The organism is Lysinibacillus sphaericus (genome assembly GCF_005217585.1).
In the GTDB taxonomy this organism is placed as follows: domain Bacteria; phylum Bacillota; class Bacilli; order Bacillales_A; family Planococcaceae; genus Lysinibacillus; species Lysinibacillus sphaericus.
Genome location: NZ_SZPT01000002.1, coordinates 1,197,101 through 1,221,202, shown reverse-complemented (window position 1 = coordinate 1,221,202; position 24,102 = coordinate 1,197,101). Strand labels below are relative to the sequence as shown.

18 protein-coding genes and 1 other annotated feature are annotated in these 24,102 nt (G+C 34.6%); of the genes, 14 read left to right on the top strand and 4 right to left on the bottom strand.

Going from position 1 to position 24,102, the window contains the following annotated elements:
* Positions 1 to 222: 222 nt before the first annotated feature.
* Complete coding sequence (locus FC748_RS11450) at positions 223 to 612, bottom strand: hypothetical protein (RefSeq protein ID WP_227665417.1); 390 nt, start codon at positions 610 to 612, stop codon at positions 223 to 225.
* Complete coding sequence (locus tag FC748_RS11445; RefSeq protein WP_105928921.1) at positions 602 to 1,411, bottom strand: hypothetical protein; 810 nt, start codon at positions 1,409 to 1,411, stop codon at positions 602 to 604. Before FC748_RS11445 ends, FC748_RS11450 begins: the two co-directional genes overlap by 11 nt.
* A 292-nt stretch (positions 1,412 to 1,703) precedes the next feature.
* Between FC748_RS11445 and FC748_RS11440 the strand changes: the two genes are divergently transcribed.
* Positions 1,704 to 2,537 carry a metallophosphoesterase gene (locus tag FC748_RS11440; RefSeq protein ID WP_024361562.1) on the top strand — a complete coding sequence of 278 codons (834 nt, stop codon included), beginning with the start codon at positions 1,704 to 1,706 and terminating at the stop codon, positions 2,535 to 2,537.
* Between the two features lie 108 nt (positions 2,538 to 2,645).
* Positions 2,646 to 3,257: a peptidylprolyl isomerase gene (locus FC748_RS11435; RefSeq protein WP_036204821.1), complete on the top strand. Its 612-nt coding sequence runs from the start codon at positions 2,646 to 2,648 to the stop codon at positions 3,255 to 3,257.
* 149 nt (positions 3,258 to 3,406) lie between these two features.
* Here the strand turns inward: FC748_RS11435 and FC748_RS11430 are convergent, their stop codons facing one another.
* Positions 3,407 to 3,754: a BRCT domain-containing protein gene (locus tag FC748_RS11430; protein WP_108029581.1), complete on the bottom strand. Its 348-nt coding sequence runs from the start codon at positions 3,752 to 3,754 to the stop codon at positions 3,407 to 3,409.
* A gap of 75 nt (positions 3,755 to 3,829) precedes the next feature.
* Complete coding sequence (locus tag FC748_RS11425; protein ID WP_107894719.1) at positions 3,830 to 4,186, bottom strand: YbgA family protein; 357 nt, start codon at positions 4,184 to 4,186, stop codon at positions 3,830 to 3,832.
* A 228-nt stretch (positions 4,187 to 4,414) separates the two neighbouring features.
* Positions 4,415 to 4,630 (top strand) — a binding site (T-box leader).
* Between the two features lie 203 nt (positions 4,631 to 4,833).
* Between FC748_RS11425 and proS the strand changes: the two genes are divergently transcribed.
* The 12 genes from proS to FC748_RS11365 all read left to right on the top strand — a co-directional run bounded on the left by proS (position 4,834) and on the right by FC748_RS11365 (position 24,087).
* Complete coding sequence (gene proS / locus FC748_RS11420; RefSeq protein WP_108029582.1) at positions 4,834 to 6,270, top strand: proline--tRNA ligase; 1,437 nt, start codon at positions 4,834 to 4,836, stop codon at positions 6,268 to 6,270.
* Positions 6,271 to 7,203: 933 nt separating this feature from the next.
* Positions 7,204 to 8,070 (top strand): class 1 isoprenoid biosynthesis enzyme, encoded by an 867-nt coding sequence (locus FC748_RS11415; protein ID WP_024361557.1) that lies wholly within the window; start codon positions 7,204 to 7,206, stop codon positions 8,068 to 8,070.
* A gap of 12 nt (positions 8,071 to 8,082) precedes the next feature.
* Positions 8,083 to 8,259: a competence pheromone ComX gene (locus FC748_RS11410; RefSeq protein WP_105928920.1), complete on the top strand. Its 177-nt coding sequence runs from the start codon at positions 8,083 to 8,085 to the stop codon at positions 8,257 to 8,259.
* A 4-nt stretch (positions 8,260 to 8,263) separates the two neighbouring features.
* Positions 8,264 to 10,510: a sensor histidine kinase gene (locus FC748_RS11405; RefSeq protein ID WP_024361556.1), complete on the top strand. Its 2,247-nt coding sequence runs from the start codon at positions 8,264 to 8,266 to the stop codon at positions 10,508 to 10,510.
* Positions 10,497 to 11,126 (top strand): response regulator, encoded by a 630-nt coding sequence (locus tag FC748_RS11400; RefSeq protein ID WP_051147706.1) that lies wholly within the window; start codon positions 10,497 to 10,499, stop codon positions 11,124 to 11,126. Before FC748_RS11405 ends, FC748_RS11400 begins: the two co-directional genes overlap by 14 nt.
* A gap of 340 nt (positions 11,127 to 11,466) precedes the next feature.
* A complete protein-coding gene (locus FC748_RS11395) occupies positions 11,467 to 12,300 on the top strand; it encodes a 3-hydroxyacyl-CoA dehydrogenase family protein (protein ID WP_024361554.1) in 834 nt (277 codons plus the stop codon).
* A gap of 16 nt (positions 12,301 to 12,316) precedes the next feature.
* Entirely contained in the window at positions 12,317 to 12,565 is a 249-nt protein-coding gene (locus FC748_RS11390; protein WP_025218865.1) for an acyl carrier protein, read from the top strand.
* Positions 12,562 to 13,653, top strand: a complete 1,092-nt coding sequence (locus FC748_RS11385; protein ID WP_024361552.1) for an HAD-IIIC family phosphatase — start codon at positions 12,562 to 12,564, stop codon at positions 13,651 to 13,653. The genes FC748_RS11390 and FC748_RS11385 overlap by 4 nt, the downstream gene beginning before the upstream one ends.
* Positions 13,601 to 14,740, top strand: coding sequence for an acyl-CoA dehydrogenase family protein (locus tag FC748_RS11380; protein ID WP_108029583.1), 1,140 nt, complete (start codon positions 13,601 to 13,603; stop codon positions 14,738 to 14,740). The genes FC748_RS11385 and FC748_RS11380 overlap by 53 nt, the downstream gene beginning before the upstream one ends.
* Positions 14,741 to 14,752: 12 nt before the next feature.
* Positions 14,753 to 15,523 carry an electron transfer flavoprotein subunit beta/FixA family protein gene (locus FC748_RS11375; protein WP_108029584.1) on the top strand — a complete coding sequence of 257 codons (771 nt, stop codon included), beginning with the start codon at positions 14,753 to 14,755 and terminating at the stop codon, positions 15,521 to 15,523.
* 23 nt (positions 15,524 to 15,546) lie between these two features.
* On the top strand, positions 15,547 to 16,521 hold the full coding sequence (locus tag FC748_RS11370) for an electron transfer flavoprotein subunit alpha/FixB family protein (protein ID WP_108029585.1): 975 nt from the start codon (positions 15,547 to 15,549) through the stop codon (positions 16,519 to 16,521).
* Positions 16,522 to 16,593: 72 nt separating this feature from the next.
* Entirely contained in the window at positions 16,594 to 24,087 is a 7,494-nt protein-coding gene (locus FC748_RS11365; RefSeq protein ID WP_108029586.1) for a type I polyketide synthase, read from the top strand.
* Positions 24,088 to 24,102 lie beyond the last annotated feature (15 nt).

Sequence of the window (24,102 nt, the reverse complement as noted above, 5' to 3'; positions counted from 1 at the left end):
TCGTTGGTGTTATAGTGGAGGGTTATCATTTTAATCCAACACTTAATTCGCTGATTTCAAGGATTAAAAATTGTATGGTTAGAATATTTTTTGCAAAAAAATATTTATTGCAATAGCAGAAAATGCCCCATGGACAGAACTGATATTTGAAGCCGAGCATAAATGGCTGCTCGAAAGCGATTGCAAAGTTTGGCCAAATACTTAATTAATAGCTATTCTCCATTATGTTTCCAAATCAGGGTAGTATAAATCTTTACGTAAACAGACATCTCGATGTGTCAATGTTTCACCTTTAAAGCGTAACCAAATCTCGTCATCTGCCATAACGCCATGTGTTTTACGGACAATGCCCCAGCGATTATAGGCTTGTAAACCTAGACTTTCAAGAAGTTCCTGTGCATTCATACGAGTAGGGGGGAAAGTCCGCCATTTCAACCAACGTTCTAATTCTTCGAGGGTAATATGCCCTTCCATGTTTGGTGAAAACTGCTTATTGAAATCTTCAATATAATTAACAACATAAGGTGTACCACCATTAGCTGGCTTTAAATCTACGGAAGCAATCACCTCGTCCATCCACATGACATCAAATTTCATAAAATCAATCATCATTATCACCTTCTATCCATAACTTTTGAAATATAGGGTCGTTCAGTTGTGATAGTAAAACGGTTTTTGCACGGCCAAAATCTAAAGGATTATCTTCCAGGCGTGCCATTAAAAGCTTTTTATTAATAAACGGTGGGCCGTCATAAAGTGAAAGTTGCTTTGCAAACGATGAATTAAGTGGCTTTGCTTTTACTTTTCGTTTTAAAATGGAAATCGGTTTACCTTGTGCATAATCTTTTTCATCAGATAATAGGCTTAGCCCATTGTCAAAAATAGGGGCGAGTGACCATGATTTATGCTTAGGGTCATACAAAAAAAGGATGTTATTTGTATGACGGTCTTCATTTAAAATGAGTGCATCAAAAGCAAATAATTGTGCCAATTCTTTTCGTACGTTACGCCCTGTAAAGCTTTCAATTTGTGCAGATAGTTGCTGAAATTTCTCTGCTGTTGATAGTGTCTTGTCCGTAGTAATAGCATCAGTTGAGGTGAAATTTGCCTCAAATAACCGTTCGAGTGTAACTTCTTGTAAATCTCCACGAAAATCATATGAATAACATCCTTTAGTCATTTCACCATCAGGTAATTCAATTTCACAAGGAAAGTATTGAACGTAGCGGTTGATAGGCAAACAGGAGCAGCTAAGTACAAGAGTCGCCAATACTTCTGCATGACCCTCATAGCCACGAGCATTTTGTTTTACCCATTTGTCACCAATACGCCATTTTGATTGGTCGCCTTTACTAGATGTACTAATTATAGGCTGTGCCGATTTAGGAATACTGACTCTTTCGATTCGCATTGTACCACGTCCTTAATATGACTTTCCTCTATTATACATAAGTGATACTTTAAAACCCTATAGCTTTAGCAATTTTTCGGTAATAATGTATGGCATCTTCGATAAAAATGATTTACAGTATGGAGTGGTGTTAGTAGACTCGTATATTCGTTTTACCATAAGGTTTGATTTAGTTAAATCAACATAAACAAAGAGCGAGCATCGGTTGGGTGCACGTTCTTTTTTAATACCTTTTCGTTGTGAAAAGAGCGTAATACGCACCTATCAGTTTGAAAGGGGCATTCGCAGTCGAATGAAGAACTTTAAAAGAGTTGTAAAAATCGTTTTATTAGTCGTAGTATTAATAGGTTTACTTGTAGGATACGCTTTTAAAATTGAACCAAAGATGCTCGTCGTTCATTCGTATCATTTAAATGAAGACAAAGGCGCATCAGTTAAAATAGTTCAAATATCAGATATTCAAGTTAGTGAAACATATACCGTCAATCAATTAAATCGTTTAGTCGAAAAGATTAATCAAATTTCGCCTGATATGATTGTGTTTACAGGGGATTTATTCGAAAATTTTTCTACGTTTCCAAAAAAACAAGAAGTCACTGATAGTTTATCGCAACTTAACGCGACGGTTGGAAAATTTGCTGTATGGGGAAATCGCGATTATGGTGGCGGAGCTTTTAAAATATATGAAGATTTATTAACGAATGCTGGGTTTACATTATTGAATAATAGTGGCGTTACGGTTCCCGTTACGAATGATAAAAAGCTATTTATCGGAGGAATGGATGATGGTTTACTTGGAAAGCCGGATATAGACCTATTGTTATCGCAAATGGATGATACGTATGATTATGAAATTGTACTGATGCATGAGCCAGATATGGCAGAGCTTTTACAAGATACTTCTGTTAATTTGCTGTTAGCTGGACATAGTCATGGAGGGCAAATAAGGATTCCCTTTATGAAAACTATAAAGACGTCGTTGGCTGAAAAATATGATGATGGATTTTATACGATTAATAAAGACAATGGCATGCAGCTTTATGTCAATACAGGTATTGGCACGTCTAGAATCGCTGCTCGTTTTATGGTTCCGCCTGAAATCGCTGTTTTTACTATTCATTTGTAAGTTTAAAGTTGTGATGAATAATTCATAGTTATATACTTTAATAAACTGATATAGGGAGTGGAAAGACTATTGGCACAATCTAGAGTATTGTATGTTGTTTTTAGCCTAATGGCAGTAGTTTTTATTGTGACGGGTTGTGGGACGTCAAAAGAGGAGAAGACAGCGGAAGAAAAAGTAGATTATGCATCGGCTGTGAAAGAAAATCCAATTGTGACGATTACAATGAACGATGATAAAAAAATTGTGGTTGAACTAGAACCTAAAGTAGCGCCGAATACAGTGGCAAACTTTATTTCCTTAGTAAACAAAGGATTTTATGATGGACTTATTTTTCATCGTGTAATTCCTGGCTTTATGATTCAAGGAGGCGATCCTTCAGGAAATGGATCAGGTGGTCCCGATTATTCGATTAAAGGTGAGTTTACTGAGAATGGCTTTGAAAATAATTTAAAACATGAACGCGGTGTCATTTCAATGGCACGGACAAACGACGACCTAAATTCTGCGGGCTCTCAATTTTTTATTATGACAGAAGAAGCGTCACATCTTGATAAACAATATGCTGCATTTGGCAAAGTGATTGAAGGAATGGAAACGGTAGATGAAATCGTTGCTGTGGAACGTGATGCCACAGATAAGCCATTAGAAGATCAAATCATGAAAAAAGTCGAAGTGGATACAAAGGGCTTTGACTATCCTGCACCAGTAGTGCAAAAATAGTAAATAATCACATTAAAATACACGTTGATTGGATGCGATGATGCGCAGCTGGTCAACGTGTTTTTATGTAGGAGATTACATTTGTTCCGTCTATACGGTGACGGTGTTCATAGTCAAGCTTGTGGCAGGTCGCTAGTTCAAAGTAGCAGTTATTGTAAAGAAGAAGGTATATACTCTTTTTGCATGGAAATAAGCCAAATAAAATCCTCTTCAGCAATAATTTGAATGTCGTATCCAAGTTGGATGAGTTGCTCTGCTTTTAAATGTTTCGTGCTTTTGCCTCGTCGGTTATGACCGAGAATAACAAAAGCGGTGTCCTTAGTGACTGCCCCTTGCATTAATCCGCCACAAGCTCGTGCTTTTTTTGCAGCTTCTGCGCGTGTCATCGTGGAAAGAGCCCCTGTAAAGACGATTTGTTTATTATAAAATGGATGCATTATACGTTCAGTTAGATTAGTAAGAAAGATAATGTCATCGTTGTCCTTATTGGTGTTCATATAGATTCTCCTAAGAGCTTAATATTAGAGGGCGAGCCACTTGTTCGTAGGCTTGCATTTAGGCAATAACTACTGCTACTGTATTTGTAAAATAGTACTTTCACGTAAATAAGTAACGTTATATTGAATGGCTAATTGTTGTAAAAAACAAAGAAGCGCTGGTATTTGATAAGTAAGAAGCAATTGCTCGTATGTTCGTTTTTCTTCTATTGAGGCTACTTTACGGAAATACCCCCACATATGCTGACAGGCATTGCGCATGCTGCCTTCAGTTGGCGTTTGTTGTAATGCAACTTCGATTAATTGTTTAATTTGCTCATGGCTCATCATGTCGCGCATTGCCAGACGGAGTTGATTGTAATGCTTTTGGCTATGGAACATGACGCGATATTTTTCTTCACGCCATAATTTTTCTGTTAGTTGACGTTGCATATAATCACCTTTCATATAAGTGTTTCAAACTCATTCTACTTGATTTAATGAAAACATCAAAATGTTTTAATGTTGGTATTTATTTTAGTAAAGCATTTATTAAAAATAGGAGAACTTGGGTAGGATGATACAAGAGCTAGCGTAGTATTACTAACTATATTTTATCATTCAATTACCTATCGTAATGATTGAATTACATTTAGCAAATTGGTATATTAATGTATACATATACAATCGATGATGTGACTAAGTAAATAAGAATTGTGAAACAGAAAATATAGCCTAGGCTGAGAGCTATAGCACCCCTTCTTATTGAACCCTACCACGGAGATGTCAGTTAACAACTAACCGAGTCGTTTCGTTACAAACGTTTAGAGGGCGTAATATGCATATTATGCCGAACTAAGGTGGTACCACGTCAACTAGCGTAAAGACGTCCTTTATTAGGATGCTTTATGCTTTTTTTATGAACTTGATTTAGCATTAGCTAGGCGATGAAGACGAAATATATGGATGCATGCCAAATTAAGTTAAATGCCCCTGTGGGTATCACAGATTTTAAAAGGAGCTATTTGAGCAGGCTCGAAAAAAATCAGATGCAATTTTGCCGAAGCAAAATAGATTTTTCAAAATAGGAGGAAAAGAAGATGTCTCAAAAAACAAATGATTTTTCAAAATGGTATGTGGAAACGATACAAAAGGCGGATTTAATGGATTATACGCCGGTTCGTGGTTGTATTGCCTTTAAACCAGACGGCTATGAACTGTGGGAGCATATTCAAGCGGAGATGGATAAGCGTTTTAAGGAAACAGGGCACCGCAATGCCTACTTCCCAATGCTCATTCCAGAATCTTTTTTCCAAAAGGAAAAGGATCATATTGAAGGATTTTCACCAGAGCTTCCTTGGGTGACCGAAGCGGCAGGTGAACAATTAGAAGAGCGTTTAGCGCTGCGCCCAACTTCGGAAACAATGATTGGACATTTGTATTCTAATTGGATTAAAAGTTATCGAGACCTTCCTGTTTTAATCAATCAATGGGCCAATGTATTCCGTTGGGAAAAGAAAACGCTACCGTTTATCCGTACTTCAGAATTTTTATGGCAAGAAGGTCATACGGCGCATGTCGATGAAGAAGATGCACGCAAAGAAACAATGCAAATGTTAGCTATTTATAAAGAAGTTGTCGAAGGACTGTTAGCCATTCCTGTCTATGATGGGCAAAAAACGCCATCAGAACGTTTTGCCGGAGCAGTTGATACATTTTCGATTGAAGCGATGATGAAGGATGGCAAGGCCGTACAAGCAGGGACATCTCATTATTTAGGTACGAAATTTGCCGAAGCTTTTGATATCAAATATTTAAATAAAGAAAATAAACATGTCCATGTGCATACAACATCATGGGGTACGTCTACCCGTTTAATCGGTTCTGTTATTATGGTGCATGGTGATGAACAAGGTCTTGTTTTACCGCCAAGAATCGCTCCAACGCAAGTTGTGTTAATCCCAGTTGGTCCGTGGAAAAAGAACACTAAGATTATCGAGAAATTAGATGAAATTTTTGCAACGTTAAAAGCAAAGGGCATTCGTGTGCGTCTTGATGATTCAGACCAATCACCTGGTTATAAGTTTAATGAATGGGAGCTAAAAGGTGTACCTGTGCGTATTGAATTGGGGCCACGTGATTTAGAAAATCAGCAAAGCTTAATGAAAGCCCGTGATGAAGAAGAAAAAGTAACTGTTTCTTTAGACACAATTGTTGAAAGCATAGAAACAGAACTTGAAACGATGCAAACGCGACTATTTGAAAAAGCAAAAGCTTTCCGTGCAAACAACTCGCATACCCATATCGATTCAATGGAACAGTTAAAACAGCATTTAGCTCAATCTGAACAAAATGAAACAATCCCAGGTTGGATTTTAGCGGGTTGGTGTGGAGATGATGCGTGTGAAGAAAAGGTAAAAGAAAAAACAAAATTTACAACTCGTAATATACCATTTAACCCACCAGTTACAAAGCATACTTGCATTCATTGTGGGAAAGAAGCACAACATACAGTTTGGTTTGCCCGCGCTTACTAAATTTAACTTTGTATGATGGTAGAAAGCATGGTAACATGCTCAGATGGACAAAAGGCATCAAGGAGTGGACCACTCTTGATGCCCTTCTAACTGAATTGTGCTTAGATTTAAAGTATTTCCTTATGATTTCCTCCTCTTTGAAATGTATCTTCTACTAATATTTTAATGCTTGTATTTATAGTCTCCAGAATAGCTTCTTCCCAAAACTGAAAAAATCCGGCGATATTGCCTTTCTCGTCTTGATGTTTATAGCTGATTTTGAGGCTGTCCCTCATATAGAAACAATAAATGCAGTCACCTATTGAAAACTTCTTTACACTGTGTAACATTCCTTTAATTTATTTTTACCTGCAATAGAGCGTATCCTTTGTGAAATACAGCATTTATAGTGAGTTACTTAAATTCTTTCTTGCTATATTTGTACTAATAAAATTTATGAAACTATAGTTGCGGAATTATGTAAATTAATGCATTATATTGTTAATAGGTATTAATATTTATGAATATATTTACAATTTTAGTATTTTAGGTATAATAGTTAATGATTGGAAAAAAGGATAACTGTCATGAGTCGTAGATGACAAATTTAATTGATTAGCTCTTCAACAGATTGTAAATAGATGGGCTTTTCCATTCATGCAAAAGAGCGAAATCACCTTTATTATTTATGCCTCTGATGCCGTTTGAAAGTGGTGATACATAACAGTCAAAATTAAGTATGTTTAATGTAATGAATTCTTAGCAATATGTGCGCTGCCTTTTGTTCATTCTAGGAAGCACAACTTCTTTGTTATTTGAAGGTGGAAGTAATATTTACTTGAAATACCCGAAGTCAAACACCAAGAATATCTGCATTGTTAACTATTCATTTTGATTGTTAGAAGTAGCTCAAAGCCAAATCGCAATTAAAATAAATAATTGGTAAGGTGAATGATGGAAGAAATAAAACAATCATTAAGGCGAATTGTCAGTAATTATCAACTATCGGATGAGTTTAGCCGTTGTTTAACCTACTTGTTAGATCAACATGAAGGTGGTGATTTTAGTGATTTAAGTAAATTACATTTTCAATTGAATGGCGGTATATTAACGAAATCTATCCAAGAAGTTTTTAATCTTTTAGAACTTTGGATTCTTTTTACAGATATTGTTGATGATATCGAAGACGGTGATGAATCAAAATGGGGGATAGAGGGGAATGTATTGCTTAATGCTTCGACAGCTTTCGTTAGTATCGTTATGTTGGAGCTACAAAAGGTGGAAATACCTTATAAAAGTGAGGTTACCCGTTTATTTTGCCATTACTTACTTCAAGCAGTTGATGGTCAGCATCATGACCTAATAAACGAGATTACATCTGAAGAGATGTATGAAGCTGTTGTTAAAAAGAAATCTGGCTCGTTAATAGCACTTTCTTCATTGCTCGGAGAAGTATTAGCAACTGGAAAGTATACGGCAAAGCTTGAAATGAGTGCACACTATATTGCAATGGTTGCTCAGTTAAATAATGATTATGGCGACTTATTAAACTTACAAAGAGATTTACAAGACAAAAAAAGAACACTGCCAATATTGTATCTATTACAATATGAAGATTCAGCATTTGATGAATTACGCTTGTATTATAGTCAGCACGGCGATTCAACAATGAATATTTGCATTACGCCACAGCAAATCGAAGCTTCAGGATTATCTATATACATGCATCTATTACAGTCTAAATACCGTAATCTTGCACTTGAATTACTAAAAGAAATTTATCCAACTCATGATGTATCATTATTTAAAAAATATATTTAAGAGGTGAAGGATATGTTAGAAATCGTTCAATATATTCATAAAAATCGCAATATTTTAGATCTTTTAAAAGAAAAAAGAGTTTCACTTTTAAATGTAAATGAGTTAGAGCAAAGTTTAATTTTAGAATCCTTTGAACACGGTGAAAAGAAAACATTAAAGGATTCATATTTAATGTATTGGCGTCCGTAAACAGATGGAACAAGGAAAAGCTAAAATCTTAATTTCGCTTTTTCTCACTTTTTTCATACAATTGTATTGTTTATCCGTTGTCGTTAGCGGGCCTATAATTGGGATTACACTGGTTCAATCACAAGATCAAAGTTGGTATATTCAACAGATTGAAGAGGAAAGTTGGGCAGCATCTCAAAATATAGTGCCCTATACGAAAGTTTTAGAATTAGATGGGATGAAGCTGACAGCCAATACTTCATCCCCTTTTCTAATTACACAAGCGCATAGCATAACAATTTGGCATGAAGGAAAAGTGGAAAAGTTAATCGTCTCAAATAAGAATATAAACGCACAATTAATAAAGCAATTAATAATGCCGTTATTATATACCTTAATCACAACTGCTTTTTGTCTTTTTTTATTTAAACAAATACTTACTAAAAACAAACAGTATTTGATTTTTCATTTACAGTTTACAGCATTAGCGTATATAAGTGCAGGTGCAGCAGGACGAGGAGATTTCATTAGTATTGTTATTAATTCATTAGCGATTTTCCTTAGCATTGTGAATTGTATTTTCTACTGTAATTATTTTTTAAGAACAATGAGTGATGCTTTTCAAAAAAAGTTGCGTAATGCTTTTTTTGTTATTGGTATAATGATTGTAGTGATAAATATAGCGCGTATTTTTATTGAAGATCTTCTTAAAGTACAAATTATATTTGAACTATCAGTCTATTTAATTTTATCCTGCTTACTAGCGATTAATATTATTGTCGCAGCTAAAAGCAATACTAAATACTATGCCAAGCCATTATTCTGCATCTTTTTTTTAGGAATCGGACCGTTCGCATTATGTTATGGCATTCCAACAATTTTTAATGTGCATCCATTTCTACCTGCAGATGTGACGGCGTTATTTTTGTTAGTGGTCCCTATTTGTCTGATTTACTTAGAAATGGCGGGGAATTTTGTTAACTTACAATATGCGCTTGATCGCATGTTTTCACATTTACAATTGGCGATTCCTTTTAGTCTGGTACTTTCATTTATTTTACTATCTCTTGAGGAAGTACGCTCGTTTTACATATACAGTCTTTATTTTTTGATTACGTTTATTTCCTCCATCTTACTGTTGTCATACAAGGAAAGTATGGAAGTACGGAATGCTCGCTATTTAAGTACTTTAAAGAACTACAATTTTTCCAATTTTTATCGCTTCATTAAATCATCAGCACATTATGCTACTAACTTCGACAAACTTATGGAATATATTAAACAAGAGCTTAATCTAATGTTAATGCTGAATGATATTGAGATTATAGAAGACCAGTTAACACAATCTCTTGGTTATATAGAAGAACATAAATGTCGTGCTATTTGTCCTAATTTAATTTATAAACATGACACGAAATACATATTGGTACTCTATGAAACAGTAGACTCTAAGTTGTTGGCAATCACAGACACAAAATTTCGTAAAATACCGTCCGAATCTTTAAAAATGCTTGAACTCTTTTTGTATTATGTTCAAAGCATTATCGATAATTCACTTAAGTTGGATGAACTTATGGCACAACTGACGAAGTTAGACAAATTGCATGCACCACGATGGTATAATAGGCTATGGATTTTGTCTTCAGAGAAAGAACGTTTACGGTTATCTACAGAGATACATGATACGATTTTACAAGATTTGATTCATATGAGTCGTAATATGGAAGAAGCTGCAACAAAAGAAAAAGATGACAAAGAGGCTTTTATGCATTTGCGTGAAGAAGTACTGGATATTGTGGATAATACAAGAGAAATTTGTGAAAATTTATATCCGCCTTTAATCGATAGGCTTGGTCTCCACCGCTCGTTAGAGGAGTTAATACAGAAATGTAAAATTCGTTTTAACTTCTTGATTAAAGTAGATATTCAAAGGATTGAAGGTTTATCATTGCAGCAATCCACTACAATTTATCGTATTATTCAAGAGTTGCTCTCCAATGCAAATAAACATTCACAAGCACAGTCTGTCCATATTTCATTAACATCCAAAGCACAAAAAGTTTTTATTGACTATTGGGATGATGGAATTGGTATTGATATTGATGAAAATATTCAACAAGACTGTATGAAAAGTATAGGACTAATGGGGATGAAGGAGCGTATCAAGTATTATCAGGGGACATTTTTAATAAGTTCAAATCAGCCGCAAGGGACAAACATTAAACTATCTATGAAAATAGGTGAGGATTTTGAAAATAATGGTATTGGATGATCATATTGCTATTGGTGAAGGCACACGGGCCATATTGCAAGCTGAACTAGACTGTCAAGCAGTGGTGTTTACAGATCCCTGTATTGCATTACAGCACTTATCCGAATCATTTTATGATATTTACTTAATTGATTTTAATTTAGCAGGGATGGATGGACTGCAATTTATTCAAAAGTTACTCAAAATTCATCCTGAAGCAATCACGATTATTTATACAGGTTATAATATCGAGAAATATTTACCCGAATTATTAAACAAGGGGATATCAGGATTTATTAGTAAAACGGAAAGTAGAAAACAATTGATTGATACAATTCAATATGCACTTGAAGGGAAAGTTATTATTTCACTTTCGCTTCTTAAAAAGCTGTGTGTACATAATGTTGGAGCTAAAGAATCTATAAACTTGACAGAGAGAGAACGACAAATTTTAGATTTTGTCAGAGATGGCTATACGAATAAGGCTATTGCACTAGAAATTCATTTAAGCCAACGGACAATAGAGAAAGTATTAACCACAATTTTTTCTAAGCTTGGTGTTGAATCACGAGCAGAGGCAGCCGTTAAATGGAATGAATTAACTACTTTAGAAACTGATAAATATCATTTTAATTAGGTATAAAGATTCGACTGAAGTTCATGAATTATGCGTTTTTTACTAATAAAGCAACAATTTTTTGTAATATTAATACACATCTAATAACGACAAAACACTGGTAAAGTGTTTTGTCGTTTTTTTTACTTTGCTATCAACTAGTGTAAATATTTATTTTTTAATGTCAAGTGTGGTTTTCCGCATTATTTTAATCGGAAACCCGCCCTATAAAGTACGGTAAATGTATTGGTAGAATTTAAATAACGAGAGACAAGAGATGTTACTGGGGTAGTTTGTATATCGACATTAATAAATTTTACTACAAAACTATAAAAAAAGTTCAAAGCTATTGGAGGTTAACATGAAAATTGGTGTAATTGGAGCCGGTGTAATGGGGAAAGGTGTAGCCCAAAGGTTTGCACAATATGGTCATAATGTTGTTTTATATGATATTTCTTCAAATGTTCTTGAAACTGCACGGGAAGAGATAAAAAAGAATTTAAAAATAGCAGGTATGTTTAATAAAACGATAGATGCTGAAAAAATTGTTGCCAATATCGACATTACATCAGGTTATGAAGATTTTGCAGATATGGATTTTATTATTGAAAATGTAGATGAAAATATTAAAACGAAAGAAATCGTTTATAGAAATTTAGAGAAGGTTTGTAAACAAAAATGTATTTACATGGTGAATACTTCATGCATTCCGATTACGCTTATTGGTTCATATACCGATAGAGCTGAAAAAGTGATAGGTGTACATTTTATGAATCCAGTTCCTATGAAAAATTTTGCTGAAGTTATACAGGGATGGAAAACATCTGAAGAGACCGTTCAGCATGTTCGTGAGTTATTAAATAAAGCAGGAATGGAAATTGAAGTAATTAAGGACAGCGCGGGATTTGTATCTAATCGATTATCTCATTTATTTATGAATGAGGCTGCAGCCCTAGTGTATGAGGGAGTGGCAACTGCAGAGCAAATTGACAACATTTTTAAAAATGCTTTTGGTCATAAAATGGGTCCGCTGGAAACAGCTGATTTAATCGGTGTTGATACGGTATTAGATTCATTAAAAGTATTATATACCCATTATGAAGATCCAAAATTTAGAGCCTGTCCCCTTTTAAAACAAATGGTATATGCAGGTTCAACTGGAAGAAAAAGCGGAAAAGGTTTTTATTCTTACTAAAAGAAAGGTGATAATAATGAATACAAAAGAGAAAATTAAAGGGTTTTTATCAAAGTTTATAAAAATTACGGAGATCAATGACACAGACAATATTTTTGAAAAAGGATTAGTTAATTCTTTATTTGCAATGAATCTAGTTAATTTTATTGAAACTGAATTTGATATTTCCATCGATAATATGGAATTAGATTTGGACAATTTTAAAGATATCAATTCAATTGTTGCCTTAGTTGAAAAGAAGTTAGCAATGGAGGAAACAGTATGAGTGGGGAGAAAATAAAATGTGTTGTCTGGGATCTAGATCATACATTATGGGATGGAATTTTAATAGAGAATGACAATTTAACTTTAAAAGAAAATGTAGTTGAAGTAATAAAGGAACTAGATAGAAGAGGAATTTTGCAATCAATAAGCAGTAAAAACAACTATGATATGGCCAAAGAAAAACTTGAAGAATTTGGTTTGTGGGACTATTTTATTTATCCTCAAATTAGCTGGAACAGTAAGTCAGAAGCTGTTGCTCAAATTGCAAAAGACATCAATATTGGTATAGATACTTTGAGTTTTGTAGATGACCAAGAATTTGAACGAGAAGAAGTGTTATTCAGTTATCCAGAAATTTTATGTATTGACGCAAATGATATTGACAAAATCCTAGATATGGAAAGAATGATGCCAAAATTTATAACAAATGATTCGAAAAATAGAAGGAAAATGTACCACAGTGATATTCAAAGAAATAAAGAAGAGCTAGCGTATAGTGGTACGAAAGAAGAATTTTTATCCACGCTTAATATGACTTTCAAAATTGACAAAGCTAAGGAAGACGATCTTCAGAGAGCTGAAGAGCTTACAGTCAGAACACACCAGTTAAATTCCACAGGTTACATTTATTCTTATGATGAATTAAAGAACTTTCTTGAAGCAGATGATTATGAAGTGTATGTTGCACAGCTTGATGATAAATATGGTACTTACGGAAAAATAGGCTTGGCGCTTGTAGAAAAGAAGGCTGACGTTTGGGATTTGAAGCTACTTCTTATGTCATGCAGAGTAATGTCCAAAGGTATTGGTAATATTTTCATGAATTTTCTTATTAATGAATCGATAAAAAATAATAAAACTTTACGAGCACAATTTATTCCAACAGATAAAAATAGAATTATGTACATTACATACAAATTTAACGGCTTTAAAGAGTTAGGTAAAGACGGTGATGTCGTAATATTTGAAGCAGATATGTCATACGAGCGAATTATACCAGACTATGTAACGTTTGTTTATGAAGGGGAGAACGTTGATGGATTTTTCAGTAAAGAAAGAGCAGAAACAATACAGTCAGGAAATCATTGATTTCGCAAGAGAAAATCTTAATGAACGTGAATTTTACGAAGAATTCTCCATGGATATGTGGAAAAAGGTTAGTGAATTTGGATTATTAGGGATAACTGTAGATGAAAAATACGGAGGTCTTGGGGAAAGCTACGAGACTGCGGCAATGGTCTTTGAAAGTCTTGGATATGCATGTAAAAATAATGGATTTATTTTTGTGATTAATAATCATATATGGGTATGTCAAAATTTAATCAATTTATATGGTTCAGATGAATTGAAAGAAAAGTATTTACCACAGATGGTTGAAGGGAAACAAATTGGGGCAATTGCTATTACAGAGCCTGAAGCAGGATCTGATGCATTTGCGATGGTTGCAAATGTAAAGGAAGAAGATGATTGTTTTGTACTTAATGGTACAAAGATGTTTATTTCCAATGGTCCTATCGCTGATATTTTTATTGTTTTCGCTGTTACTGAGGAAGTTCCAGATAAGAAAATCACTGCTTTTGTCGTTGAGCGCAATTTTGAAGGCGTAACGACAGGGAATGATATCGAAAAGATGGGCTTGAATGCATGTCCGACGAGTGAACTTATTTTAGATAATGTAAAAGTGCCAAAGAATAATATATTAGGGAAATTTAACTATGGTAATAATATTCTCACAGGCGCGCTAGAATGGGAAAGATGTTTTGAATTTGCGCCACATATTGGTGTGATGCAACGAATTATGGAACAATGCATCAAACAGGCAAATGGAAGAAAACAGTTTGGAAAGCCAATAGGTTCAAATCAGGCAGTATCTCATAAAATTGCCGAAATGGAAGTAAATATAGAAATGGCGAAATTAATGTTATATAAAATCGCATGGTTAAAAGATCAAAAAAAATCTGCTTACCTTGAAACTTCTATTTTTAAACTTTTTGTAAGTGAAAATTACATAAAAACGTGTAGAGATGCAATGCAAATTTTTGGTGCATATGGATATACAAAAGAGTATGAAATGGAACGAGAGCTAAGGGATGCCCTGGCAAGCAGTATTTATTCAGGCACAAATGAAATGCAAAAAAATACAATTTATAATATGGCCAATGCAAGATATATGTGATAAGGAGTGCTCATGAAAGTTGTAGTATGTTTAAAACCAATCAAAGCTGAAGAGATGTTTCCAAATGAATTACGAACAGAGGACTTTATTATAAATCCATATGACTTATATGCATTACAACAATTTATAGAATTAAAAAAATCGATTGATTGCACAATTATCTGTCTTTGTATGGGTAATCACAGTACAAAAGGATTGCTTCAAAAGGCTATTGCTTTAGGAGCAGATAAAGCCATTCTATTAAATGATGAGCTATTCGAAGGTTCGGATACAGTCGCTACTTCATACATTTTAGTACAGGCAATCAAAAAAATAGAAGATGTGGATTTTGTAGCATGTGGAAGACGAAGTAGTGATGGAGAAGTTGGACAAGCAGTATATGGCATAGGAGAACGTCTTAACTATTATTGTTTAACTGATATAGCTGAGATTTTAGGGAATGAGGCATCAGCAATTCAGCTAAAACAAGTAAAAGACACTGAAATAATTATTGGGAGATTGAAACCACCCGCTGTTATTTCTTTTTACGATTATGTAGTTACGCAGCCTTTAATCAATTTACTAGCATTAAAAAAAGCAAGAAAAAAAGAGATCCTTGTATGGAATGCTACTGATTTAGCTGTTGATGTAGAAAAGTGTGGTTTTGCTAGTGTAAAGGTGAAAGAATGGCATGTTCAAAAAGAAGCAAAACAGAAAAAGCTATTTATAGAAGAAACGGCACAAGAAAAAGCGGCTTTAATCTATAACTTAGTAACAGATAAGGCACACAATAGTAAACGATAACCTGCATGAAGGATGAACGTTGAATGGAAAAAGAAATTGTTATCATATGTGATTTTCAAGAATACGACGATGAAAATATATTACAGGTCATCACAAAAGCTAGTAGTCTCAGTAATCAATGCAACTATAAGGTAACAGTATTATGTGTTGGACATAAGGATAGTGAGCAACTTGATAAGTTCTTTCAATATGGAGCAGACAATATAGTGATCTGTAGACAAAACGAGCCATTTGATATGACATATTTTACAAATATAATCTCAAATATGATAAAGACACGCATCCCAAAAGTCATATTGGTTCCGGAATCTAGCAATGGAAAAATAACGGCATCGATATTATCTGCCAGATTTGAGGTCGGGCTTATAGCAGGTTGTACTGATATTCAATTTGATGAAAATAACGAACTGTCTTTTTTGAGAACTGCCTTTAATAGTGTGACAATTGCCAAAAACAATTGTTCTAATGGCGAATTTATCATCGCAACTGTGAAAAAAGACATCTTTGCAAAACAAATGAAGGCTGGGCAATGTAGTGGAATGATAGAGGAAGTTACATACGATGATGATATGGAGAAGTTGTCCAATTCATGGGGTGTTCTAGAGCGAATAGAAAAGTTCGACAAGAAAGAGATGAACAATTTAAATAAAGTTTTTTGTATTGGTAGAGGAGTTAAAAATCAAGATACTTTTGAAAAAATTTGCCAAATTGCAAATAAACTACATGTTGGAATAGTTGGAACCCGAGCAGTCGTTGAAGCGGGATATATTGAAAAAGAGAGAATGATTGGTCAGTCTGGGAAAATGCTGGCTTCACCTATTTATGTAGGATTCGGTGTATCGGGCGCTAGCCAACATATGATTGGCGTTAAAAATGCTGAAATAATCGTTGCCATCAATAAAGATAAAAATGCACCCATATTCGAATATGCGGATTACGCTATCGTAGATGATGTGGAGGCAGTACTGGCTGAATTAGAAAAACTGGCTGAAGGATAGGTACAAGAGATGTACTTAGCGTTTTATAAGACATAAAAAGCTTTTAGAAGGTTTGATAGGGGAGGGAATGGAATGAAAAAAACAGATGATATATTAGGAGCACTAAAAAAACTTAGTAAAACAGATAAAGGAATTACAATTGTCCTTTCAAAAGAGGATAAAAAATTTATTTCATACAGAGAACTATGGAATAGAAGTTTTTATGTTTCTGAAATATTTAAAAAGCAAGGTGTTAGCAGAAATGCAGAAGTCATTATTCGGTGTGAAAATCTAGAGCTCTTTTTATATTCATTTTGGGCGTGTGCAATAGGAGGCTATATCGCTGTTCCGATTGATGCAAGTAAAAATAGTAATGTCGATAGTCTTTTAACACATGTATTGGAAAAGTCGGTTCATCCAATTATCGTCAGTGATAGTGAACAGGATAAGGACAAAGGGAAAGTGCTATGCCTTCAGGACTTCTATACTGAGATTTTAAAGTGTCCGAATAATCTGAATGTAGAGTATCAAACTTCACCAGAAGATATCCTATATATTTTATATTCTTCTGGAACAACGGGCACGCCAAAAGGGGTAATGATTAGCAAATCCAATGTGGCTGCTAACGTATATGGCTTTGTTAAACATTATGCAATAGATGAAAATGATAAGTTTTTATCATGGACACCATTAACACATTGTTATGGTTTAGTCATATTCCACCTTGTACCATTAATGGCGGGCGCAGATCAATGCCTGCTTTCTACTAAATTGTACATGAATCAGCCGTTAATTTGGGCGGAAACTATTAATGAATATCGCGCAACTAGAATTGGTTCACTGCCATTCGCATTGAAGCATTTTAATAATGTTTATATGAATTCGGAGAAAAACTTTAAATGGGATTTGTCCTGTGTAGATAGCATGTTTTTAGGTGGGGAGTCGGTTAGTCAAGCATTATACAAAGAATTCTGTAACGAAGTAAATGCTTATGGGTTTTCTATAGATAAGGTTTATCCGCTATATGGATTGACTGAAGCGACAATTATGTTAACCGCAAATAGATTAGGAAAGCATGCTAGAACATTCGAAATTACAAACGATAAGCTTGTGATTGGTGACAAAGTGCAGTGTAGGGAATTAGCGGATGGCGAAACAGCAGATAATGTATTTCTTGAAATGGGTACGCCTTTGGAAACTGTACAACTTAGTATCCGCGATGATAACTTCCAAGAGCTCCCAGAAGGGCATTTAGGACAAATTTGTGCAAGTGGTCCTTGTATTACAGCAGGTTATTATCAAGATTCAGAAGCGACCGATAAAGTATTTTTTGAAGAGAAATGGTTATGTACAGGGGATATAGGATTTATTCAAGATAACAATCTTATCATTATTGGAAGAGAAAAAGAACTTGTTGTAGCCAACGGGAAAAAAGTCTCGTGCGCACAGATTGAAGAACTAATAAATAACCATTTGCATAATACAAAGCACCAACAGTGTGCAGTATGCAATGGAACAAAGCAGGAAAATGACAATGAGAAAGTGATTGTTTTTATAAAAACACAAATGGACTTTGAAAATAACAAGGATATAGAAGAATTTAAGGACTTTAAAAACGACATTATTTCAATGGTTTTTGAGAAAATGGGACTGACTATTAGTGAGGTAGTACCCGTTGAAGATATTCCTAAAACAAACAGTGGCAAAGCATTTCGACGTGGGTTAACTGAAAAATATAATGCTGGCACATATGAAACAATACTAAATAACTTGAATTATAGTAAGAAAAGCCAAATGGTTAATACTGAAAAAACGAGATACTCTCGAAATTCTATTGCGAAGAAAATTGTGACATATATTGAGAGACGTTTCGATGTAAAAGTATTAGCGCATGACATTCCTTTTTCTGAATATGGCATTGTATCTATTAATATCCCATCGTTTATTGAAAATTTAAATAAAGAATTTAACGTAAATATTCTTGTCGCTGATATTTTTAAGTATTTCACTATATATGATTTGTCTGAACATATTTATTCACTTGTTAATTTAGAAGAGAAGCAAAGGAGTCTAGGGAACATGAACGAAGAGCAGCATATGCAAGATAAAATAGCAATCGTTGGAATGAGTTGTCGCTTTCCAGGTGGTGCTAATAGTATTGATGAGTACTGGAATTTGCTTGTAAATGGAGTAGATGGCGTATGTGATGTTCCTGAAAATAGATGGGAAATTGAAAAGTATTATGATGAAGATAAAACCGTTCCCGGAAAAATGTATTGCAAAAAGGGTGGTTTTTTAAATATCAATATTGATGAATTTGATGCAGGGTTTTTCAATATATCTCCAAAAGAAGCAGCTGCCCTTGATCCCCAACAAAGAATGCTATTAGAGCTCACATGGGAAGCTTTTGAAAATGCAAATATGGATATTACTAAATACAACGGATCGAACACCGGCGTATATGTAGGCATGTCTAATAATGAATACAATCTAGCGCAATTATATTCAGGAGAATTATCAACTATTGGTGCATATGCTCTGACAGGAAGCTGTATGAGTACTGCATGTGGAAGGGTATCTTATACGTTTGGATTTGAAGGACCATGTATTACAGTTGATACCGCATGCTCGTCCACGCTTTCGGCGTTGCATTTAGCCTGTACCGCAATGCAGGCCGGAGAAGCCGATATGCAAATTGTAGCTGGCGTTAACTTAATGGAATCTCCAACGACTAATATCGGTTTTTCGAAACTGCAAGCGACATCAGTAGATGGGCATAGTAAAGCATTTGATGAAGCGGCAAATGGTTATGGGCGTGGAGAAGGCGGTGGCGTCCTTATACTGAAAAAATTATCTGACGCTATTAAAGATCAAGATGAAATTTTAGGTATTATCAGAGGAACTGGAATTAATCAGGATGGTAAGAGTAACGGCCTAACTGCACCAAATGGGGAAGCGCAAGAAAAATTGATTGAAAAAACTTTGATGCATGCCAGTATGGATCCTCATGATGTTGATTTTGTAGAAATGCATGGAACAGGCACAAAACTTGGAGATCCAATCGAAGTTCATGCAGTTGGTGCAACTTACGGAAAGAACAGAAGTAAAAATAATCTATTAAAGATAGGTTCTGTAAAATCTAATATTGGTCATTTGGAGGCTGCTGCAGGGGTAGCATCAATAATTAAAGTTTTATTATCCATGAAGCATAATATGATTCCTGCAAATCTTCACTTCCATACACCGAATCCGTTTATTGACTGGGAAGGTGCAAATGTAGAAGTGATAAGCGAACATGCATCGTGGAAAAAAGAGGATGGCTTAAGAGCTGCAGCCATTAATGGCTTTGGATTTGGTGGGTCAAATGCCCATACGATTATCGAAGAATACAAAAATGAGGATTTCGGTAAAAACGAAACAAATATCCAAGATGGCATAGATTATATACTTAAAATTTCAGCAAAAAGCAAGAAATCATTAAATGAACTAATTGAACAGTACTATAATTTGATAGCAAATAGTTCGGACAATGAATTAGAAGATATTATTTATACAGCCAATCTAGGAAGATCGGATTTAGAATACCGATTTGCTGTATGTGGCAGTAACAGAAAAATGATTGCTGAGAGACTAGAAAGCTATCTAAAAGATGGGTATGCAGAAGGGGTCTTTGAAAATATAGATAAGCACCAGTTGATGCAAAAAGATAGAAAAGTTGTCTTTATGTTTACTGGACAAGGCTCACAGTATCTCAATATGGGGAAACTACTCTATGATTCTAATGCTGTCTTTAAACAGGCATTTGACACTTGTGATCGATTGTTTAAACCGTATTTATTAAAATCCATTGCCGATTTAATATATGGGGAAAATGCAGACGAACAAGTGATTGAAAAAACGGTTTATGCGCAACCATTAATCTTTGCGGTGGAATATGCTTTATACAAACTTTGGGAGAGCTATGGTGTTAAACCAGAGGTAGTGATGGGACATAGCATTGGTGAATATCCAGCAGCAGTTGTAGCAGGGATTATGACACTGGAAGATGCTATTAAACTAGTTTCAATAAGAGGAAGACTGATGGATGCTGCACCTGGAAAAGGCAAGATGGCAACTGTTTTTGCAGATAAAGCGAAAGTACAAAAACTTCTTACTGGATTCCAAGAGACGGTATGTATTGCAGCACACAATGCTGAAGAAACTTGTGTAATTTCTGGAATGGCGGAAGATATAGAAAAAGTGGTTGAGAAGGCAAAGATGGAAGGCATGCGTGTACAAGAATTAAAGGTATCTCATGCTTTTCACTCTATGCTAATGGAGCCAATATTAGATGACTTCCATTTAATAGCAAAAGAATTGGATTATAAAGAATCTAAGGTAAAATTTGTTTCGTCGCTCTACGCCAAAGAATTAGAAGAAGGTCAAATTCTTGATGGCGACTATTGGACTAGTCATATTAGAGAAAAAGTTGACTTCTTTGGAGCGGTTACAAGCATTGATAAAAAAGAAAACTATTTATTGCTAGAAGTAGGAAGTAATAGAGTGTTGGCAGCACTTTGTAAATTAATTTTTGAAGATGAAAGAGTCATTGCATCTACTTTAAACATGAAGAAGGAAGATAAAGTACAACTGGCAAATGAAATTGCATTGCTTTATGTAACGGGTGTAGATGTGGATTGGAGCAATATTACGTTCGCTGGTAACACAAATTGGAACAAAGTAAAACTTCCTAACTATCCATATGAGAAGAACAAATATTGGATGGATTTGAAATACGATAGAGCATCAGAGAGTATCAATGCTGAAGATTATCACAATATTCTAGGCCAAAGAATTGATCTTCCATCAATGAGTGACGCTGTAGTATTCCAAAGGAAATTTACTGCATTGGAACCTTACTTTATGAGAGAACATGTAATTTTCAAAACAGCTATTTCTCCAGCTGCAGCCCATATGGCCATGATACTTTCGGCTGTGAAAGAAATTGGAAATGCTAAAAGTTGCGTGTTAAGTAAAGTAGATTTCAGGGTACCATTAGCTGCAACAGATGATGAAGAAAAACAGGTGCAAATTTGTTTAGAAAAAGAAGACAATGATTACAAATTTAATATTGTCAGTAGAGATTTTAACTCTAAATATGATAAATGGCTAATGCATGCTAAAGGCAATGTATGTATGCAAGATGAATATGAGTTTTCAGAAATGACAGCAAATATGGATGATTATAAACGCCTGTCCTATGAAGAAAATATTGAAAATAGTATCTACTATTTTATGAGTAAATCTGGTTTTGAATTAGGAGAAGGTTTCCAACGGATTAAGCGTATTAGCTACGGAGAAGATGAATGTGTCTGTGTGGTAGAGCCTTTAAAAACCATTCCATACTTTAAAGATTATGTACTCTACCCAGGAACAATTGACTCCATATTCCAAACAGGTATTGCCTTAGTTTTAGAAAAATTAAAAGAACGTACAAATGTTAATGAAGATGGCAATAAAACAGTTATTCCATACTATTTAGAGAAATTGACGTTTAACTATCGAGAATCCGATCAGTTATGGTGTTATTCAAAATCAACTGTAAAAAATGATATTACGTATGCGGACGTTATTGTATATAACGAAAAAGGCGAAGTATTAATGAAAATAGATAACCTCATGGCCAAAATTACAGAAAGCGAAAGTTTATTACAAGAAATGAGTAGTGCAAACAAATTGTATTACCATACAGACTGGGTGCAAACAGATGCCATTAGAAAATTAGAGGAGTTGCCAGTCAATAAACAGTACCTTCTGATTGCAGATGAGGCAATTGCGGCAGCAAGTTTAAAAGAAAATATGGAGAAACACCATTTAAACACAATATGTGTACTACATGGAGATGAATTCCTAAAGAAAAATACCCATGATTATACGATCAATCAGGACAATAAAGAAGAGTGGTCGAAGCTTCTTGCAGATGTATGCAAAGACAGCGGGAAGAAAAACTTAAATATTATTTATTGTACTACTAAGGATAGTGTTCCGAATCTAGCGAATAATAAGGTGAATTATAGAGCAATTAAAGCATTACACTATTTGGTTCAAGTTATGAATGAAGAGGGTTACACACAAGGTAGCAAAATTAAAATCGTGACCAAAGATGTGCAAAAGCTTCGTCATGAGAAAAAACTAAATTTATCAGGATCAATGGTCTGGGGATTAGCAAAAGTAATGAGTATAGAATATCCTGAAATTTTTGGTGGCATCATTGATACGGATGAAATAACTTTCTATGAAAATAGTGATTTTATCCATGAAGTATTAGGGGATAGTGTACAGGAAGTTTGCTTCAGAGAAAACGAACGTTATGTAGGAAGATTAATTGCTCATGCGGATTATTTGAAAAAAGGGTTAGAAAAAAATAAGAAAATTGTATTAAAAGAAGAAGCTTCTTATTTAATTACAGGTGGAACAGGAGCATTGGGTCTTGCTTATGCTGAACAACTTGTAAATGCAGGTGCTAAAAACCTTATTTTAATAAGCAGACGCGAACCAAGTGAACATGCCAAAGTAGCGATTCAAAAATTGATAGACAAAGCAGTGCAAGTAAAGATTGTCCATGCGGATGTATGTAATGATGAAAGTCTGATAAAAGCGCTGGATGACATTCAATTTACGATGCCTCCTATTAGAGGCGTCGTTCATGCAGCAGGTGTGTTAAACGATAAGATGTTGATTGACCTCAATTGGGAGGATTTTGAAAAGGTTATGAATCCAAAAGTTGTTGGAACGCTTAATGTTTTCAATGCAATTGACAAGGAAACATTGGATTTCTTCATGATGCTTTCCTCTATCACGAGTGTTATTGGAAATATGGGACAAGGCAACTACGCTGCTGCCAATCATTTTATGAATTCATTTGCAACATATATGAACATGAATAAACTCCCTGGTTATACTTTCTGCTGGGGACCATGGAATGAAAGTGGGATGGCAGCAGATAATGATGCGATATCGAGTACGATGGCAAGAATGGGTATGAAAACTTTTTCAAAAGGCCAGGGACAAAGCATTATTAATGATTTTATGGATCAACCATATGAGAATCTGCTAATTGCCGATATAGAATGGAATACCCTAGTAAAATCTTTGGAAACTGCAGCAGGCAAGACAGAATTCCTATCCAAATTAGTGTCTGAAAAGGACCTACATGTGGATATAGTTCAAGATGAAAAGGACAATTTCTTGGAAACGCTTATGAGTTTATCAGGTGAAGGCCAAAATGAAATCCTAATTGAAAAACTGCAAAGTATTTGCGGGAAAATTATGGGCTTTGATCATAACCAAGTACTATCCATAGATAAAGCATTCCAAGAACAAGGTGCAGATTCTTTAATGATATTCTCTATGCGAACAGCGATTAATAAATTGCTAGGTATCGATGTCAATGTCTCTGTATTTTTCAATTATCCAACCATCGTAAAACTTTCTGATTATTTATTAAGTGAAGTTCTAATTCTTGAAAATGAAAATATGGGTGAATTAGAAGAACAATCCGAAAACATAGATGACTTATTATCTGAAATTGATAAGTTAACGATATAGTCAGAGGTGTTATAT